The sequence below is a fragment of the Shewanella sp. 3_MG-2023 genome (assembly GCF_030548765.1).
GTDB lineage: Bacteria > Pseudomonadota > Gammaproteobacteria > Enterobacterales > Shewanellaceae > Shewanella.
This window is the reverse complement of sequence record NZ_JAUOSH010000030.1, coordinates 36,524-55,465: the sequence shown is the minus strand read 5'-3', so window position 1 is coordinate 55,465 and position 18,942 is coordinate 36,524. Positions and strand designations below refer to the sequence as shown.

16 protein-coding genes are annotated in these 18,942 nt (G+C 39.9%); 8 read left to right on the top strand and 8 right to left on the bottom strand.

Annotated elements, in window-relative coordinates; all coding sequences use genetic code 11:
- Positions 1 to 171: 171 nt before the first annotated feature.
- Complete coding sequence (secA2, locus tag Q4591_RS16015) at positions 172 to 2,484, bottom strand: accessory Sec system translocase SecA2 (RefSeq protein ID WP_303461892.1); 2,313 nt, start codon at positions 2,482 to 2,484, stop codon at positions 172 to 174.
- Between the two features lie 870 nt (positions 2,485 to 3,354).
- Between secA2 and Q4591_RS16010 the strand changes: the two genes are divergently transcribed.
- The 4 genes from Q4591_RS16010 (at position 3,355) to Q4591_RS15995 (ending at position 5,454) form a co-directional block, all read left to right on the top strand.
- A complete protein-coding gene (locus Q4591_RS16010; protein WP_102476295.1) occupies positions 3,355 to 3,684 on the top strand; it encodes a hypothetical protein in 330 nt (109 codons plus the stop codon).
- A gap of 3 nt (positions 3,685 to 3,687) precedes the next feature.
- Positions 3,688 to 3,867, top strand: a complete 180-nt coding sequence (locus Q4591_RS16005) for a hypothetical protein (RefSeq protein ID WP_303461890.1) — start codon at positions 3,688 to 3,690, stop codon at positions 3,865 to 3,867.
- A 433-nt stretch (positions 3,868 to 4,300) separates the two neighbouring features.
- Complete coding sequence (locus tag Q4591_RS16000; RefSeq protein ID WP_102440481.1) at positions 4,301 to 4,645, top strand: TM2 domain-containing protein; 345 nt, start codon at positions 4,301 to 4,303, stop codon at positions 4,643 to 4,645.
- Positions 4,646 to 5,013: 368 nt separating this feature from the next.
- Positions 5,014 to 5,454, top strand: coding sequence for a PACE efflux transporter (locus Q4591_RS15995; protein WP_102440480.1), 441 nt, complete (start codon positions 5,014 to 5,016; stop codon positions 5,452 to 5,454).
- A 353-nt stretch (positions 5,455 to 5,807) separates the two neighbouring features.
- Here Q4591_RS15995 and Q4591_RS15990 read toward each other — a convergent pair whose 3' ends face one another.
- The 3 genes from Q4591_RS15990 to Q4591_RS15980 form a co-directional block, all read right to left on the bottom strand.
- The gene (locus Q4591_RS15990) at positions 5,808 to 6,920 is read right to left on the bottom strand and encodes a hypothetical protein (protein WP_102440479.1); all 1,113 of its coding nucleotides are present in this window, start codon (positions 6,918 to 6,920) and stop codon (positions 5,808 to 5,810) included.
- A 416-nt stretch (positions 6,921 to 7,336) separates the two neighbouring features.
- Positions 7,337 to 8,293 carry a GGDEF domain-containing protein gene (locus tag Q4591_RS15985; RefSeq protein WP_303461887.1) on the bottom strand — a complete coding sequence of 319 codons (957 nt, stop codon included), beginning with the start codon at positions 8,291 to 8,293 and terminating at the stop codon, positions 7,337 to 7,339.
- 264 nt (positions 8,294 to 8,557) lie between these two features.
- Entirely contained in the window at positions 8,558 to 9,313 is a 756-nt protein-coding gene (locus Q4591_RS15980) for an outer membrane protein OmpK (protein WP_303461885.1), read from the bottom strand.
- A gap of 513 nt (positions 9,314 to 9,826) precedes the next feature.
- Between Q4591_RS15980 and Q4591_RS15975 the strand changes: the two genes are divergently transcribed.
- Together Q4591_RS15975 and Q4591_RS15970 are read left to right on the top strand one after the other, a co-directional pair.
- Entirely contained in the window at positions 9,827 to 10,912 is a 1,086-nt protein-coding gene (locus Q4591_RS15975) for a GGDEF domain-containing protein (protein ID WP_303461883.1), read from the top strand.
- Between the two features lie 248 nt (positions 10,913 to 11,160).
- A complete protein-coding gene (locus Q4591_RS15970) occupies positions 11,161 to 11,748 on the top strand; it encodes a NapC/NirT family cytochrome c (protein WP_303461881.1) in 588 nt (195 codons plus the stop codon).
- A gap of 209 nt (positions 11,749 to 11,957) precedes the next feature.
- Here Q4591_RS15970 and Q4591_RS15965 read toward each other — a convergent pair whose 3' ends face one another.
- Positions 11,958 to 13,229, bottom strand: coding sequence for an MFS transporter (locus Q4591_RS15965; protein WP_303461879.1), 1,272 nt, complete (start codon positions 13,227 to 13,229; stop codon positions 11,958 to 11,960).
- A gap of 757 nt (positions 13,230 to 13,986) precedes the next feature.
- Between Q4591_RS15965 and Q4591_RS15960 the strand changes: the two genes are divergently transcribed.
- Positions 13,987 to 14,883: a PD40 domain-containing protein gene (locus tag Q4591_RS15960; RefSeq protein WP_102531035.1), complete on the top strand. Its 897-nt coding sequence runs from the start codon at positions 13,987 to 13,989 to the stop codon at positions 14,881 to 14,883.
- A gap of 74 nt (positions 14,884 to 14,957) precedes the next feature.
- On the opposite strand, the gene Q4591_RS15955 is transcribed toward Q4591_RS15960, so the two are convergent.
- The 3 genes from Q4591_RS15955 to Q4591_RS15945 form a co-directional block, all read right to left on the bottom strand.
- Positions 14,958 to 15,368, bottom strand: coding sequence for a HopJ type III effector protein (locus tag Q4591_RS15955; RefSeq protein WP_303461876.1), 411 nt, complete (start codon positions 15,366 to 15,368; stop codon positions 14,958 to 14,960).
- Between the two features lie 69 nt (positions 15,369 to 15,437).
- On the bottom strand, positions 15,438 to 16,094 hold the full coding sequence (locus Q4591_RS15950) for a cupin domain-containing protein (RefSeq protein ID WP_102520157.1): 657 nt from the start codon (positions 16,092 to 16,094) through the stop codon (positions 15,438 to 15,440).
- 262 nt (positions 16,095 to 16,356) lie between these two features.
- Entirely contained in the window at positions 16,357 to 17,346 is a 990-nt protein-coding gene (locus tag Q4591_RS15945) for a cytochrome-c peroxidase (protein WP_102476288.1), read from the bottom strand.
- A gap of 559 nt (positions 17,347 to 17,905) precedes the next feature.
- On the opposite strand from Q4591_RS15945, the gene rpiA reads away from it, so the two are divergent.
- The gene (rpiA, locus tag Q4591_RS15940; RefSeq protein WP_102440469.1) at positions 17,906 to 18,568 is read left to right on the top strand and encodes a ribose-5-phosphate isomerase RpiA; all 663 of its coding nucleotides are present in this window, start codon (positions 17,906 to 17,908) and stop codon (positions 18,566 to 18,568) included.
- Positions 18,569 to 18,942: the final 374 nt, after the last annotated feature.

Genomic DNA, 18,942 nt, shown 5'->3' with positions numbered 1-18,942 from the left:
GGCGTACTGCGATGAGCCGATTTATTATTGAGTTCGAAGACAGAATTGTGAAGCATATTAACTAAATTGCAGTTACACAGAATCTGTTACACCCTCTACTCCGACGTAAAATATTCATTTTCCCCAACATGTTCCTACAATCGAAGTTAGTTTCTCTACCTCCAATAAATTTTATTCTAACTTCAACTTCTTCCATATACTGGCTATAAACTGTCTGTCTACAGCGTCAAATGGATTATCAGCGACCACATATGATGAGGTCGATTTTGTCATTGCAAATAATTCACTGTTGGGATTAATCCCGTTTTCGTCTATGGCAAGCTTATTGAACAAATCAACCACCGCAGTTTTTAATTCTGCCAATAATTGTTCAAAAACTTGCTGCACCTGATGGATAAACACATGGTAAGGCTCGTTACCACTTAACATAAAACTGGAGCCCGCTGTCCCCACTAAATTAATGCCTTCTTTGATATAGTCAATCTCAGACAAATGCTGGACCCATAGTTTGTCGATGGCGTGCATAACTACAATATTCAGGGCTTCATTGAGCTTTTCATCACTCACGACTGTACTGAGATTTTGCCAACGCGATGTGACTTTGCTTTTAAACTCTTCAGCCCCTTCCCCCTGTAAAATGTCATTCCGTAGTTGGTGGATCATTTGCCTTTGCTGTTCAACCAAATCACTGTATTTGTATAACGCTTTGCGTCTATCAAGATTCGCGCCTTCTAGCACTCGCTGGCCGTGCGCAATTTTTTTGCTGATACGGGCATTGGATAGCAACTCCCCAGTGTCACTTTTGCCAGACAACAAGCCATCCTGCCCCAAGTGATTAAACAATTTGTCTTCAAGGCTGACAAAATATTGCGAAGACCCAGGCTCGCCTTGCCTTGCCGCCCGTCCACGTAATTGATCATCTATCCGTCTCGACTCAAATCGGCTAGTGCCGATAATATGCAGGCCACCTGCCTTTTTTACTTGTATATTGCTTGCAGTGTCTTTTGCCCCCAGTAAAATATCTGTACCGCGTCCGGCCAAGTTGGTACAGATGGTGACGGCCCCCCAAGCACCTGCCTGAGCAATTATTTGGGCTTCCTGCTCATCATTTTTAGCATTGAGCAGACAACACTCAATCCCTTTTTCAACTAACAAAGCATATAAGTTTTCAGACTCGCGGACATTGGGCGTGCCCACCAAAACAGGTTGCCCTGTACGTTGAATCAAGGATATTTCATTGCAAATGGCAATGGTTTTTTCGGCTTTTGTACTGAACACCCGATCTGGCTTGTCTATTCTAATGCAGGGTTTACGCGGTGGAATAACACAGGTTTTTAATTGGTATAACTGCTCAAACTCTTGCGCTGCCAACACCGCGGTGCCGGTCATGCCGCTCACTTTCTTAAACAAACACATCAAATGTTGCAAGGTGATTGAACCTAGGGTTTGACCTTCCTTTTTGACTGGCAGACCTTCTTTGGATTCCAATGCCGATTGCATACCATCTGGCCAGCGGTGCTTTTCGGCAATTCTACCTGTGAATTCATCAACCAGTTTGATGCTGTTGTCTTTAACTATGTAATCTATGTCTTTGACCAGCAAAACCTCGACGTGCAGTGCTAGATTGACGCTGGTCAGCAAGGGCAAATTATCGATATCAAATAGGTTTTCACAGCCAAATTGTTGCTCTATTTTACGACTGCCGCTGTCCGTCAAGTGAACAGAGGTGCTAAATTCATCGACCGCATAATCGTTTGTTTTGTCTAATTGTTTAATTACCGTCGCAATGTGCGTCAGTTGATCATTGTTTTGGTGGATATCACCTGAAATAACCAGAGGAATACGGGCTTCGTCAATTAGAATCGAATCGGCTTCATCAACAATGGCAACATCTAATCCCGACAATACTTTTTGCTGTTTATAATGCACCAATTGATCACGTAAATAATCAAAGCCAACTTCTCGGGCTGTGGCATAAACAATGTCGCAGGCATGAGCTTTTTTGCGTTGTTTACACGACATGTCAGCTTGGATCATTCCCACGCTCAAACCAAAAAATTGATAGAGGGGCTGTAAAAAGTGACTGTCTCGTTTAGCCAGATAGTCATTAAAGGTGAGTACGTGAACTTTGCGGCCAGCTAATGCGTTAACAATAACGGGGGCAGCTGCGGCCAATGTTTTACCTTCCCCGGTTTTCATATCGACAATATAACCGTCATGTAATGCTAACCCGGCCAACATTTGGCTATCGAAGGGCCTCATGCCTAATAGTCTGTTTGATATTTCTGACACAGAAGCAAAAATTTTAACTTGAGTGGATATATTCATTGGCGGGGAAATAGAAGCACACAGTGATTGTAGCTGTGCTTTGAGTTCATCATCACAAAGCGATTTCAATGTCTCGCTAAAGGAGTTTATTTGTGTCAACGTTTTCTTAAACGGTTTAAGGTCGGATTCAATCGATGACCTTTGCAGTTTTTCCATAACCCTTTTAAACATACTTCCACCTGTTTGTTTATGCTTAAAATATATATTGGTTGTGGAAAGGCTTAATTCAAGTCAAAAGCCTTTAAATCCTTGTTTCTCAATCTAACCAATGCTAACTACCGCACCTAAAATAACTCCTAAAGCAATGATTTTATTTCCAATTAATAAAGAAAACTTTAAAGGAAATAGGTTAAAAGTAAGTGGGTAGAGTCAGTGTGTAGAGTCAGTGGCAAGAGTAACTTAATCTAAAACTCATCAGTTTAAATTAGGTCTAACCCCATGAGGTGAATGCTGTATCAATGGGGGCTGCAAGACGTTTGATGCAAGAAGCGAAAAGGGAAATGCTTTTGGTTTCCTTTCGTTTAGTATGGGCAAAGCGCTACGGCTTTCTCCGCCATTAATACCGTAAAAATTTGAGAATAAATGGATCAGAGCCTGACCATAACGACTCAGGCTAAATTTCTAATGTTCAGGGTTAGGATTAGGGCTGGGCTTAGAATTAGCAGCAAAACTAAACATGCCACCCATTATTAAAAAGTATTGGAGACTGCTACGTGTTTGGATTTAGTTTACTCTGATCCAACATATTTCAGATGTCACTTCCTACCCTAATAATATCACCACTGATTAAGCTATTTTTTTGTATTTGCGGTTTGCTAATTAAGAGTTAGCTAAACTCACTATTTAGGTGGTTAAAATGACTAACTGTTCATTTATCACACAGGTGTAAATTGAATATGTTTTGATTTGCTTTTGATTAAAACTATTTAAAATCATTTTAAATCAGGCATTTAAACGACTATTTTAAAACTTGGCACGCAGCTTGTAATAACCTAGGTGTACCCCATAATTGAAAAGGAAGACACCATGTTTAACTCAACCTCAAATACAAATTTAGTAGCTCGTTCAGCATCTACAAAAACTAACCGTACATTTAAAAAATTAGCGTTAATTGCCATTATTGCAACAGCAAGTATTGGCGCTCAAGCAAATGAATTGAGTAGTGCTGATGTCGTGAGTGCATTAGAAACACGTTTTACTGAAGCAACCACAGAAATGCTACAAACTGCGAAACAAGAAATTACTTTGAATCTGCATAGTAAAATCGCAGAGCAACTATTTGAGCTAAGTACCTCTCTTGAGTTGACTGAATCAGTAACAGAGCCAGATACAGCATTAGTAAGTAATGAGGACTAATGAATGGATTTAATGATGTTACTTAATTTAGCAGACCCATTAACCACAATGCTTCTGCTTCCCGTTATCAGCTTTATTGTGTGTTCGTTGTTGATATGCGGGTTGCAGTGGTACCAATTTAGAAGCATCAATGCTATTTCCAAAGAGTTTGTTTCACTGGAGATGGCGGGAAAAGCAGCATGAACTTAACATGCCACTCATTGTTAAAAAGTAACGTAACGACTTTATACTTGGATTGCGATGACTTATATGGCTATTCAAATTCAAATGAAGTCTGACGCTAAATACTCCCCCGTAAACACTTAACATGTCTGTTAATTAGGTGGCCATGTTAATTATAACCGCATTAAACGCACCTTTAAAATGCGCTTAGGCCATGGTCTAGGTTTTGAGTTTGGTCTTATTTTTGCCACACAGCCCTGAGGATGACTGATGTGAAGTGGTCAAGTTAATCACCTATCAAAAAAGCATTTGTAAATCCGCTAGCCTTTGCCTAGATACCTTAAAAGCTTATTAGATTTTGGCTTTATTTTCGTTTTGTGAACTATGCACCTTTGTTCAGCGCACACTTGTACCCATAATGCCTTATCAGCGATATTGACCATTGGAGTTTGCGATGCAACAGATTAATTGCCCACAGTGCAGCCAAAAAATCGACCTTAACCAAGTGACTTGCCCACAATGTCATGCCGCGCTAGGTTTAGATGCCCTCGGTGGCGTCGACCCAGATGTTCGCATCAAAAATCAGAAGCTTGCAATATGGTTTAGTGTGCTGTTTGGAGGCTTAGGTTTGCATAAATTCTATTTAGGTCAGTATCTCAAGGGTAGCTTGTACTTAGTGTTTAGCTGGACACTGGTGCCTATGGTAGCTGGCTGGGTTGATGCGATTCGCACCTTGAAAATGAGTCCATTTAGTTTTCAGCAGCGTTACTCACGTAAAGCGAGTCAGTACTCCGCTTAACTAAAACTAGCTTATCCTCCTAAATGAGTAGGGAGTTGCATATTGCTCCCTATTTATAAAACTCGATTTATAAAATCCTATTGAATAGCTTCCTATTAATAATGCCACAGTCTCGTGAGCTTTAATGATTTAAGACGTCAACGATGACATCGCTAAGCTACATTAACGCCGGGGATTTCTCATAGGTTTAGTGTGAAACTTCTTTTGCAAAAGGCTGAAAATCCCCCTTACTGGGCTGCTACAACAATATTCCAAGCTGTTTTACATTTTATCTATCACTTTTTAAGGTAGTCACTCACTTTATTCTTTTGTCATTAATGATAACTTTAGCAACCAAGAACCACTACCCAACAGAAATGAGAATGACCATGAACACCAAAGAGCGCATTTTTCACAGCGTATTATTTGAAGCGATTGCTTTAGCATTTGTTATCGGCGCCGCAACTTTATTTACTGATGCGGGCCCAAAGTCTGCTACAGGCTTAGCGGTAGGCTTATCGCTAATTGCAATGAGTTGGAATTATGCATACAACTTAGGCTTTGACCATATATTTGGTCATAACCGTATTAAACGCACCCTTAAAATGCGCTTAGGTCATGGTCTAGGTTTTGAGTTTGGTCTTATTTTTGCCACACAGCCCTTTATGATGTGGGTGTTGCAGTTAGATTTCTGGACGGTGTTTATGATGAACATTGGGGTGGTGGTATTCTTCTTGATATACGCGATTATATACAATTGGTGCTATGACCAACTTCGAGCGCGTATTGTCTCCGCTCGCGCTGCAGCCAATAATGCTGCCGTCAGTTAAGCTAGCCCAGCTTTAGGTATATGAAACGATACTTAGGTTAATCCCAAGTTCGTCAAATAAAGCAATAATACTAGAGTGACAGTCTATATCGGCGTTAGGTGCTAGGAGTTAAGAATTAAGAATTAAGAATTAAGAATTAAGAATTAAGAATTAAGAATTAAGAATTAAGAGATAGAATCTAGAGTCAAGAGCGACAGAGTTCGCTCTTAACCTCATGCTGAAAGATGCACTGAATAGGCTTAACAGTCCGTTTTGATTAATGTTCCCGCTGTGTTAATAGCGCCTGTTACGCCATCTAAAATGACGATATAGGAATCTAACTCGACACATGCGATGAAGAATAAACTTTATTGTTATTGAACCTCAGTCAGTGGCATTTCTAGCGCCCCACCATTGCCTGCTTTAACCACCTTATAAACACCAAGGGTACATATTGGCAGCACATAAACACATGCAAATCCGTAAGACATCAAGCTGTAACCTTTACCTATGAGATCGACAATGCCTATGGTGCCAAGCAATGCAGCCAATGACACTGTACCGAAGGCGATGAGCGCTCTTAACCAAGGCTTTGCATTAGCCTCATCACTGGTGGCAGGGATACGTTCAATAACACTTTGCACTAAGCCGACACCGGTTTCGATAAGCGTGCCAAACAAAGCGATGATAAATAGCATTAACAGCCAATCGGGGGCAAATTGCTGGATCATCCAATAATTGGGCAGCGGTTTATCTAATACATCAGGATAGCCAACGCTGTAACTTAAGTGGAACAGCAACGCCGGGATCATAATAGCAACTGCGGCAATCGCAGCTGACACGAAAGCCTGCTGCCGAGTTACAATATCGCGGGTAGAAAATAATAACCCTGGGGCAATCGCCAAGTTATACATCGCATACAATGCGCCGCCAAACCACCAGCTTGGCTCAATATCCGTTAGCGCAGTAGCGGCTAATAAATCCGTATCAGATTGGCCAACCACAATGACGAAATAAGTAATAAATACCCCGTACATCAGCACTGACCACAAGGCTAACGCCTTCTCAACCACCAGTCGCCCAAAAAGCACAAACAAAGCCACCAATATTGGCATTAAAATTAGCCCTATTGTGGCAGGCACATCAAAGCGCTCTTGCAAAGTGTTACCCGCAGCGGCGCTCACCACCCCCAGCACTAACAAAAACAGTAAGATGTATAAGATTTCAAATACAACCCAAAAAGGCCCAATTAATTTCTTAAAGAAATGGCGATAATCATAAACCTTAAACACCCGTGCAAATTCAAAGGTTATTCCTAATACTATTGCAAAAATTACCGTTGCCGTGCATATGGCTAATACGCCTCCCATTTGGCCGTATTGGGTAAAAAACTCGATAACCTCTCTGCCCGTCCCATAACCACCACCAATAAGCACTGACAGAAATACCGCTGCGGGGATAAAATAAATCTGTATTACCTTAATCATGTTTGAGTCCATTATTATTTTATGAGTCAGTTGCAGCTGACTTTCTCCGTCTTAAGTTCAACTTTGTTATCGAGTTCTCGTTAGCACAAGAACTGCTAAGCTAAATTTTTATTATTTTTTAATCACATATTTTAAGGTAAACGTCATTTAACCTTTATGCAACAACTAGCGTTATTGATAAAAAGCTTAATCTGCGAGACAGTCTGTAACCCTCCCTTGAACTCAATAATTTTGAAGCTAGTCTGCTAAAACGATGGCATGTGGAGTATGGCGTAAGGTGTGTGGGTTAAGGTTTATGGAGTAAAGATTGAGGAATAAGTTTGTTCAGCCCGAAATACGAAAGCGATTGTATGAAAAGAATACCTCAGAAAACGCTATCGTCCTGCTTGTTATAAGTTTGCGGTCATAGCACTAAATTAACCGCAAACTTGATTACGGCCGTTATTTTTAGCTTGATACAAAAGTTCATCAGCTTCATTAATGAGTGCGCGTAAGCTTTGCTTCGTATAACAACTCACCCCACAGCTAATGCTAAGATGAACAAGTTGCGAGTCGAGTTTAATTGGCGTTGAAGCAACAGCCTCACGAATATCGTTAGCAATGACGAGCATGTCATGTTTAAAATCGTGCTCATCATTAGAGCGGCTAGCAACAGTATCGCTAAGAGGCGCTTTGATTAATAGAAGAAACTCTTCACCGCCCCATCGAATTACTGTAGTTTCAGGCGAATTTGATTGCTTAATAATGGCAGCGATATGTTGCAAGGCCAGATCTACAACGCCATGACCGAATTGATCATTTACACGTTTAAAGTGGTCAACATCCAGCATGATCACCCCAAATTCAATTTCGCCATTTACCGCTAATACCATGTTTTCTAACGCGATAGCCGCGCCTTCACGGCGATTATAAAAGCCTGTTAAGTAATCAAAAGTGGCATGTTGAGTCAATTTGGCTTCTAAGGCTTTTTGTTCGGTTACATCGAATATTACTCCGATTAAACCAGCCACATTACCTTCCGCATCAAAAAAGCTGGTTTTGTGAAATTTTACAAACACAATATCTCCGCTATTGGTGCGAATTTCTTTTTCATAAATTTGCACCCCAGGATTATCAAACAAGGCTTGATCCGCTTGTTGGTAACTATCCGCCAAGGCTTTATCAAACAATTGATATACGCTAAACCCCACCAGTTGTTGTCTCGATATTTTTATGAAGTCTTCAAAAGCCCGATTACAGCCCAAATAAACCCCATTCACATCTTTGTAAAAAATCGGCACCGGAAGCGTATCAATCGTAAACTGCAAAAGAGGGTTATCCGCGCTGAAAAATTCTAATAAATCGAAAGGTATTGGGGGGGCTATTAAGGCCATAGCAACTCATTAGTCAAAAATAATACACTTTGAGTATAGACATTTTAGCCAGAATATTGTTTAAGACTGCTATTATTTTTCAGTTTAATGGTTCGATAAAAAAGAAACTTTTTGGGCTCAATTAGTGGAGCTATATGTCTGAGGCTGTAGAGCAATGGTTTAACTGCGACAAGGACATTGTAATATCATTATAAAAACAAAAAATCAGAGTAAACATCACTTATTATGAATACCCTGACTATTTACTAATGCCTAATAAGCACCCTAGAAGTGATACTTTACCAATAAACTAGTAACATTTTGGTTGGTATTAAAGCCTGAGCGACTCTTGATACCGTATTTATTTTTCCAATAGTCATATTCAAGACCCACATAAAGCGCACTGTCTCGCATGCCGACTTGCTTGCCTAAATCATATTTTAGCTGTGGATTGAAATGAAAGTTCTTTTCATAACTGCCATCAGAATCAACGACCCAATCAATAAAACCATCAAATACGATATTGGACTCACCAACTGGCCAAGTAACTTTCCAGGTCGGTGTTATTTGCCAAGTGTCACCATCGCGCCCATCAGGCATGCGTCTATACATATTAAGTTGAAAAAAATCAAAACCGGGTACGGCTAAATCAAACCCTGCACCAATCAAAAATGACTCGACATCGCCCTCACCAAACTCAATGGTAGTTGCCAGTAATACATCCTTCACAAACCCTATTTCAACAGGCTTACCAAGCATTTTACTGAAGCTGAAGCGCGGGCTAAGTTCACCATAATAGGCGGTTTTACCATTTAAGAAGTCCTCTTCACCATTGTATTTAGTGAAATCGACAAACATAAATAAATCACCAATACTCCAGCCACTGGCATGCTCAAAAGTCAGCGTTTGCTGAATCTCAGGATTGACTTTAAAATCATCACCATAAAGGTAAGATAAACTGTTGTCTTGCCACAACACTACGTCATTGGCAGCTGCAAATGGTGCGTAACTCGCTAACAAAGCGATGAGCATGCGTTTCATATAACATCCTTTAAAATATATTTAATTTTATACAACCATTCAGATATTTAGCTTGAATGAATTCTGCATGAGTCAAATGGCTTTCTCATTAGTAATAAAGCACCTTTTAAACATGACAGTGATAATTGTAGTAATAATGACCTTAATGGGTTGCGCTCACTAATAGCGCTGCCTATCTCTGAACTAATTCTCTGTAGTAATTATCTGTACTAATTGCCTGTATTAATGGCCTGTACTAATAATAGTGCAATACTCGCCCTGTGATTATGTCAGTAACGTTTTAGATACTTAAGCGTTACATTGCCAAATTGCTTGATAAGTGAATTCTGAATCAAGGACTTGTTAAAACAACAAGCTCCAGTACAAAAAGCGCCGCTACACTAGTTGTGCTATGTCGATGATATTATTGAGACTATAAAGACTTGTTTCGCCATTAACGATTTGTGCTAACATCAAATGACCATACTATTTATATTGATATTAAACGAATTAATGACACAAAGGCCAATATGCTTGGGTAACAAACATACCAACACCATAGGCAACACGTCTTTAAGCCTTTTTCAATTTAGGCTATTGGTCATTATTGGCACGGCTTTACTTGGCAGCTTTATGATTGCAGATTTAGCCCTAGTACCTGATGCCGTAAGCGATATATACATCACTTCTCGTTTATACCTGCAGTTACCTGTCTGTATTGCTTTTTTATTGGCCTCTTTTCACCCGCAATTTTCGAAGTTCTACCAAATGGCGCTTGCCGTCACCATGCTGTTGCTCACCTTTATCAACTATTGGTTAATACTAATGTGTTGGCAAATGGAAGCCTTTGCCTTTCCTTATGAAGGCACTGTTATGTATAGCTTATTTACCCTATTCGTATTTCGTATGTCATTTAAATATTCTGTACCTTATTCATTAATAGTGCTGATTGGTTTTGCCAGCATCGTACTCACAGAGCCTATTTATGGTAATAAAACGGCCGTCAGTTTAGGTTTTGTTGTCGTAGGCTTGATTGTTGGCCTGCTAGGAGTATTACAAATAGAACGGGCATTAAAACAGCTGTCAAAAGCTAATAAAAAATTGAATCGATTAAGTCAGATAGACCATTTAACCGGTATTTATAATCGCCGGACTTTTGAAGCACGCTTTTCAGAGCAACTCAGTTTGCAAAACAGATCAGGAAATTGTATTTGTGTATTTATTATCGACCTTGATTATTTTAAAGGTTACAACGATGGCTATGGCCACGTAAAAGGAGACAATATTATTAAGTTGCAAGCCAGTAACTTAACTAAAGTCTTCCGTAGATCATCTGATATTGTCGCCCGATATGGCGGTGAGGAGTTTGTGGTGGTTTCAACGCAAGTGACACAAGAGCAATGCCTTGAGCTTGCCAATAACATCATCAACCAATGGCAAGAATTAAAAGAACCCCATGGTAAGGTCGCAGGGCAACATTATGTGACTTGCTCGGTGGGATTCTATTTAGAACAAATTAACCCGGATTCAGACAAGATCTCGATGGTTAAAAAAGCCGACAAAGCGCTTTATCAAGCCAAAGAAAAAGGCCGTAATTGCTTTGTGCAATACACTCAATAAGCAGTAAAGCAGAGTGACAGCGTCTCAATACTAAAAATCAATCCTCACAAGAACTCATCGTCACGACAAGGTTAACTACCATACACTAAGCGTTAATAATGCATCATATTTGGGTCCCATTTACTTCTATAGAAAGTAAATAATAACTACCACTTAGTATTGTTCAGCTATATTTATACTTCTAACTCATTTACCCCACATCATTTGCACTACTCAATTTGCCCCCGATATTCCAATAAGGTGATTCAATGGAGAAATTAAAAGCATTATTAGGTACTGTGTGGCGAGTAATTAAAAAGCCTAGTGTTCATTACAGTTTAGGCTTCTTAGTTATCGGCGGCTTTATAGCGGGTGTCATATTTTGGGGGGCGTTTAATACTGCATTAGAAATGTCGAGCACTGAAGAATTCTGTAGTAGTTGTCATCAAAATGTTTACGAAGAAATGAAACCTACCATTCATTTCACCAATCGCAGTGGTGTAAGAGCGACTTGTCATGATTGTCATGTGCCCCATAAATGGACCGATAAAATTGCCCGAAAAATGCAAGCGTCTAAAGAAATATGGGCACATTTAGTCGGCACCATTGATACCCCTGAAAAATTTGAAGCAAAACGTCGTGAGCTTGCTGGACATGAATGGCGTCGATTAAAAGCCAATAACTCACTTGAATGTCGAAATTGTCATGAATACGATTATATGGACTTCACTCGCCAATCAGATAGGGCAGCTAATATGCACTCAAAGTATTTAGAGAGCGGCGAACAAACTTGTATTGATTGCCATAAAGGCATAGCGCATCAGTTACCAGATATGGAAGGCGTTGAAGGCTGGTAACTTTATCCTCCAAAGACGGTTATATATTGCGATACGATGAACATGTATGACCACCGTATACCAAAGGTATATCACCAAACACACTGGGATATAGGTGATCACTGCCGTTAATCATATAGAGCAGCGCAAATTAAACACGACGCCACTACCTCGACAAATGCTCGACAAATGCTCGACAAATAGATAAACAGCAAACCCACTTTAGGGGGCTAACTCAGTTTCATTTCGGCAATATTGGGTCGAGAAAGTCTGGTTAATATCCGATAAAGATTGATAACCACAACACATAAAACCGCCCCTATCATAAATAGCCACGGGCCTCCGAGTAGGTCAAGAATGATCCCTCCTCCTAACGGCGCCATGGCAAAACCAATTTCACTAAATGAAGCTGCGCCAAAATAAGCGCCTCGAAGATGTTGCGGGGCTAAGCGATCAATATGCACATTCATGGTCGGAAATAAAATCGTCTCAGCAAGACTCATCACCACTACGGCCCCTATCCAGCCCCAAAATATATCCACTGGGTTTAATGCCAGCCACACTTGGGAGCACATGAGCAAGATCAATCCAAATTGAATTCGCTGAATTAAACTATATTTAGCCATCAGTTTTAATAAGATAAACTGCGTAGAAATGATCACTAATGCATTGGTAAAAATTATACTCGATATCAACGTCAGTAATTGAGGCGCTTGTGCTCGGGTTAAATACTGAATGAGCGAACTGTCCATTTGCGCATAAATAAACATGCATAAGGTATTGGCTAATATTAAACATTGAAACAATTTATCTTGTTTTAAAATGGCAAAAATTTGCTGGCGAGTTTCTTTTGCAACAGGCTTTGTTACACCCGAATGAGCCTCTTTATCAGCGGTATTTTTAGCGGAATCAATATTTGATTGATGACTAAACCCCCAATAAAGCATTATCAGTAACACCACAAATGCACCGGCTGTGATGTAAAAACTCGATTGCTCACCCGTTAGTCCTAACCAAATGCCAATCATAGGCCCAACAGCGCAGCCGACATTGACGATGAAATACCATGATTGCATCGCCAATTCACGGGTTTGCTTATCATGTATTATGTCACCGATAACGGCTGAGGTGAGCGGTCGCCATATCGAGGTCGCGATTGAACATAAGGTCATCACCACCACATAACCATTAACGCTGTCGACTTGTGCTAGCAATGAAAAAGAAATGATATATAGCACACCAGTCATGTACATCAATTTGTGCCGACCAATACGGTCTGACAATGCACTACCGATAAAACTGGTGAATACAGACACCAATGCTGCACTGGATAAAATCAATCCCACTTCTGTGGCACTTAACGCAAACCTGTCATATAAAATGATCGCGAGAAACGGCCACACCATATAATAGCTGCCACGAGTAATAAACGAGCCAAACAACAATATCCACATGAGTAATGGAAACTGCTTAACACGGGCTATAGAGACATCGCTTTGCATTGTAAAACCTTTAAAAGGAAAGCCTAACAGAAATGAGCTTGACCAAATCTAAAGAGTTGGCGCCATTAAAGCAACAATTGCATAACAAATATGATTAATGAAGGCTATTACATCCGAGTCTGCATATCTGACTCGAAAATAGTCAAGCAAATTGAAGATGATAAAGCTCAATGCGATAACATTAAGCTGAGTGCTTTAGAGAGTTTACAAATGCCATTCAAGAAACTCATTAAATATCTTAACGACTTGTAAAAGCCGATGATAAAAGGATATTAAGCTTTATCACAGCTAACTTAGCTGGAACAAAATGGTGTTTAAGATAATTAATGATTCAGCGATAAAAAACAGCCTTATCTGCGGCCAGATATCACAGTGGTAATATCTGGCTTGGATTCATTTCAGCCGCATAAGTGCGAAATTAGCTATATGAATACAGTAGATGTGCACCTCTACAACGCAACATGAGTCATAAATAGCCAACTCGCTAGCAATACAATATCCTCCCATCCAATTGCGATAAGGCAAAGCTTAAATGATTACTCGAGGCCGCGCCCGAACACGCGTTTCATGAATGCTATACGTTAAGATCTCAAAATAAAGAAACTAGAGACTTAATTCTCGCCCCACCAATGCGAACTTAAGTTCACATAAAAGGGTTCGGATGTTAATATAGCTGAGTAATCATTATCAGCACTAACGTTTAAGGTAAGCTTAAACCTGTGCTTACGGATTTTATATTAAACAAAGCAGGAAGCTCATGAGCATAAAATCAATAACACTCACGCTAATCTCCCAAGTAACTACAACTATATTATTGACTGCCAGTGTCCAAGCTGCGCCATACCATTCAGATGAAGCCGCAATTAAAGCCGTCGAATTTGCGCCTGGGATAATTTCAACACCAGAGAATTTTGAAATTAATACCGTCTTTAATGCACAAGGCGATAAAGTCATTTTCTCTCGCTGTAATGATGACTTTAGTCATTGCACATTAATGGAATCAAGTTATAAGCAGGGTCAATGGCAAACTGCTGAGTCGTTGCCTTTTTCTGGTGAATTTCTTGATGCTGACCCCTACTATAATCAAGATTTCAGCCAACTATATTTTATCTCTAAACGCCCTATTAGCAGTGATAATCTCGAAGCTGATTCACTTAATTTGTGGCGTGTTGCACTGACTAATAATGGTTGGCAACAACCTGAATATTTAGCGGATATCAGCTCTAATGCCGCTGACTTATACCCTTCAATTACCGCTAATGGTGACTTATACTTTCCTTCATTTCGTAATGATCAACGATTGATGTACGTCGCTAAAGCCCAAGGAGAAGGTTTCATGGCGCCGCAAGCATTATCAAGCACTATGCATGGTAGCAATGGGAGTATTGGTGATTCAGCCGTATCAAGAGACGGGAAAAGCATCATCTTCAGCATAAAAGGTCGCAGTGATAGTCAAGGTAAAGGTGATTTATATATTTCATATTTACGTGATGGACAATGGTCTGTGGCGAAAAGTCTCGGTAATAAAGTCAATACGGCAGATCATGAATTTACTCCAATCATGTCACCAGATAATAACTATTTATTTTTTACCCGTATTGAAAATGGTAAGGGCAACTTGTATCAAGTTAAGCTCAGCACATTGAATTTATAATATTTTCACAGCTGATTTAATGACTCTATGGTGCTTTATAGAGTCATTAAACTTATGCTCGCTAAGCGAGCACTTTAGTCAATATGTGAAGCTTTCAACACTAATGCGACTTGGCTAAACTCAATTCCTTGCCAACCATTAAACATAAATTGACGAATGTTTTGATGATCTTTTCCCTCAGGCATGGCTAATACATCCCGATAATATTGACCAAATAATTGCAGTGTTTGAGGCTGGGTTAACTGGTGAATTTGCGCAAACGAAAACAGCTTACAAGAACCTGAGTTTTCGCCAGCGTCGTTAGCTTGTTTACCATTAGTAAAAGCGCTTGGGGTGAAATCATAGTGAGCATCGATGATTGCCATCGTATCATCAAAGCGAACGGGTTCAGCAATTGATTGAGACAGTGTTTCGATAAAGCTAACAACATCAGCTTGGGTATTTGTCAGTGCAGTCATATCTTTTAAATCCTGTATTGCTGTCATAAACAGTGTGAAAAATCCTATAAACATCATATAAAAAGATTAACCAATCGTCCTTATAAAATGTGTAACTTACTCATCCAGCAGCAAATGACCCACTTTCACCCAAATAAGCGTATCTTGTTCAACATAAGGATTATGCTGACTTAAATGTGGACTGCGGATCCAAGTGCCTGCAGGATAACGACCTAATTCATCAATAAACTCACCGCTAATAACGTAAATTTCTTCACCACCAAAATGACGATGAGGCTGAAATTGGCAACCTGCAGGCCAAAAAACTAAGGCTGTCGATTCGGTAAGATGTTGATGCAGCGGCATCACCTTTAAATCACCTTGCCCAGCAGACCATGGTGTATTGTTAGTATCGATACGAACTTGAGCGCCATCGCTAGCTTGAAATTGATGTAGCTTTACTAGTAATTCACAGCCTTGAACGCTAAAGGGCGCATGACTAAAGCCTTCGGGATTACGAATATAAGTCCCTGTAGGATAATCGCCAGTTTCATCTGAAAACACCCCTGATAACACTAATATCTCTTCACCTAATGGATGCGGGTGCGATGAAAAACTTGCTCCAGCGTCATACTTCACCACACTGGTCGCATGACCACGTTCAGCTTCTTCTCTGGCCAATCGTTTACGCCACACTCCTTGAGCTGGGCTTTTGTCCCATTGAAGTTTATTGGTATCAATTACAACCCGCTGAGAAAAATCCATGTTAAGCATTATGAGTTCCTGCTATTTTTTATATCAGTGTAATAGGACTTAAACTAAATGAATAGCGCACACTTAAATAGCGGGGAAATAAAAAACCTGCACTATTACTAGCGCAGGTTTTGAGGGAGTTGCAGATAATGTTCAGCTAGGCGTAAAGTTAAGCTGAAGTGTTATCGCGACTTCAATACTGTTTAAACGCCGCTATTATTAAAAGGCATTATTATTTAAACGGCACTATTATTTAAACGGCATTATTATTTAAACGGCACTATTATTTAAACGGCACTGGACGCGGTGTATTCGCATTTGAAGGCGGTAAAATCGGCAACATAATTTGTGGCTGCTCACCGGTTAAACTGTTCAAAAACTCAACCATTTGTGCAGTTTCTTTAGCTGACATTTTTTGCCCTAGTTGAATGTCGGCCATGGTATTAACCGCTTCATCTAGGTTCCATACGCTACCATCATGGAAATATGGGTAGGTAAGCTCAATGTTACGTAAGGTTGGTACTTTAAAGACGAACTTATCAGCTTCTTTACCGGTAACCCCTTTACGCCCTTCCGCTGGATTGTCTGTGTGGAATGGTTTAATTAAGCCCATTTTCATGTACATAGTGCCGCCAACCGCTGGGCCGTTATGACACGCGACACACCCTTTGTCTTTAAATAACTGATAACCCGTTTGTGCATCTGCAGAGATGGCTTTTTTATCGCCTTCTAAATATTTATCAAATGGGCTATTTGGGGTCACTAAGGTTTTTTCGAATGTCGCTATGGCATCTGTAATACGGTCGATGTTGACTTCATTTGAACCATAAATGTCATTAAAACGCGCAACATATGCAGGCATTGAAGCGATAGTATCTACTGCTAAATCATGGGTATAACCCATTTCTTTTGGATTATCGATAGGACCTGCAGCTTGCTCTTTTAAGGTTGCAGCGCGGCCATCCCAAAATTGCGCCAGCATATAATCAGCGTTTAAGACTGTAGGCGAGTTTATTGGACCTTGTTGCCACTCATGACCAATTGAGGTCGGCAGTGCATCCACACCACCAAGGGACAAGTTATGACATGAGTTACATGAGATAAAACCAGACATTGATAGACGTGGCTCAAAGAAAAGCATTTTACCTAGCTCAACTTTTTCAGGCTCGGTGATCACCGCAGGCTTAATGACTTCAATGGGCTCACTGGCCTGAGAAGTTGAAATAGAAAAAATCGAAGCTAGCATTACAGCAACGGTGGTCAGCTTAGTCATAATAAATAACCTTGTTCATAGTATGGTTTAATGGCAAGCATCTTAATTGTTCTATATCTTAGGTTAAAACGGTAAAATCCGATTAAGTCCATCGCAATCGCAAATTCTATTTATGCGGCTTAAGTCACTGTTTATTTTTAAAAATAAGATAGGTTAACGAACCATTCGATTAAATTAAACCTGCACACCACCAATAGCGATTAAGATTGCTGTAGATCACATCCTTTTGTATCAAACACTGCGCCAATATTGATACAAATGACTTTTTACAGGTGTAATATCGCGATAAAAAATGCAGCTTATTCTTGCCTATTAAGCTCCATCACTCCTTAAAGCTGATTTTCTCGCCCATATGGCTTAGCTATATTATTTACCGAAGTTAAGTATATAGGGATTTACTGACGCATATGGCAATACACTTATAACTCTTGAGTGTAACGATTCGTGTAACTGCCAGTTAATAAATCAGCCAACAACGTACCTGCTATGGCTTAGCATTTGTTATACTTAACCAAATTTATTACTTACCATTGGTAGATTGCCACCTCAGGATGTTGATATGACCCAAGACGAAATGAAAAAAGCCGCTGGATGGGCTGCACTTAAATATGTTGAAGAAGGTTCAATTGTTGGTGTTGGAACAGGTTCAACGGTTAATCACTTTATTGATGCGTTAGCGACAATGAAAGATGACATTGAAGGCGCCGTATCAAGCTCTGAAGCCTCAACCCAAAAACTAAAAAGTTTAGGCATTGAAGTATTTGATCTCAATAGTGTCTCAGATCTATCTGTGTACGTTGATGGCGCTGATGAAATCAATGACCATATGGACATGATTAAAGGCGGCGGCGCGGCATTAACCCGTGAAAAAATTGTCGCGGCTGTGGCTAAAAAGTTTGTTTGTATTGTTGATAATACCAAGCAAGTTGAGATTTTAGGTGAGTTTCCACTGCCTATTGAAGTGATCCCAATGGCGCGCTCTTACGTTGCTCGTGAATTAGTAAAATTAGGTGGCGATCCGGTTTACCGTGAAGGTGTCGTCACTGACAATGGTAATGTAATTTTGGATATGTACAACTACCGCATTCTTGATCCTAAAACCTTAGAAAAGCAATTAAATGATATTGTTGGTGTGGTCACTAATGGTTTATTTGCTAACCGCGGTGCTGATGTATTGCTGGTTGGCAGCCCAGATGGCGTTAACACGATTGTCGCCAAATAGTCCTAAAGGCTAGTTGCTTAAGTCCGGTAATTAAAGTTAATCGCACTGATAAAATGCTCAATTCACCATTGGGCATTTTTGTTTTTATAACCATAAAGCCCTTAAAGTTGTGCCAAGCCCCTATCCTACTTGCTTCCACTTAAAATTTTCACTTTAACCTTTCACACCTAAGCTTACTCAAGCAGATGCTTTTCAGCATTTTGACTCCCCATGGTAATCAAAAAAATATTTTATTTAATCAAGTAAACCTTTTAGCAACTTGCTAATGTCTAATCTAGTAACTCACATCACATTGGAATAATTGGTGAACTTAACCTCAAGCAATATCACAGACATTGATAATCAACTCAGCAGTAATACTCGCGCTGCTGAAG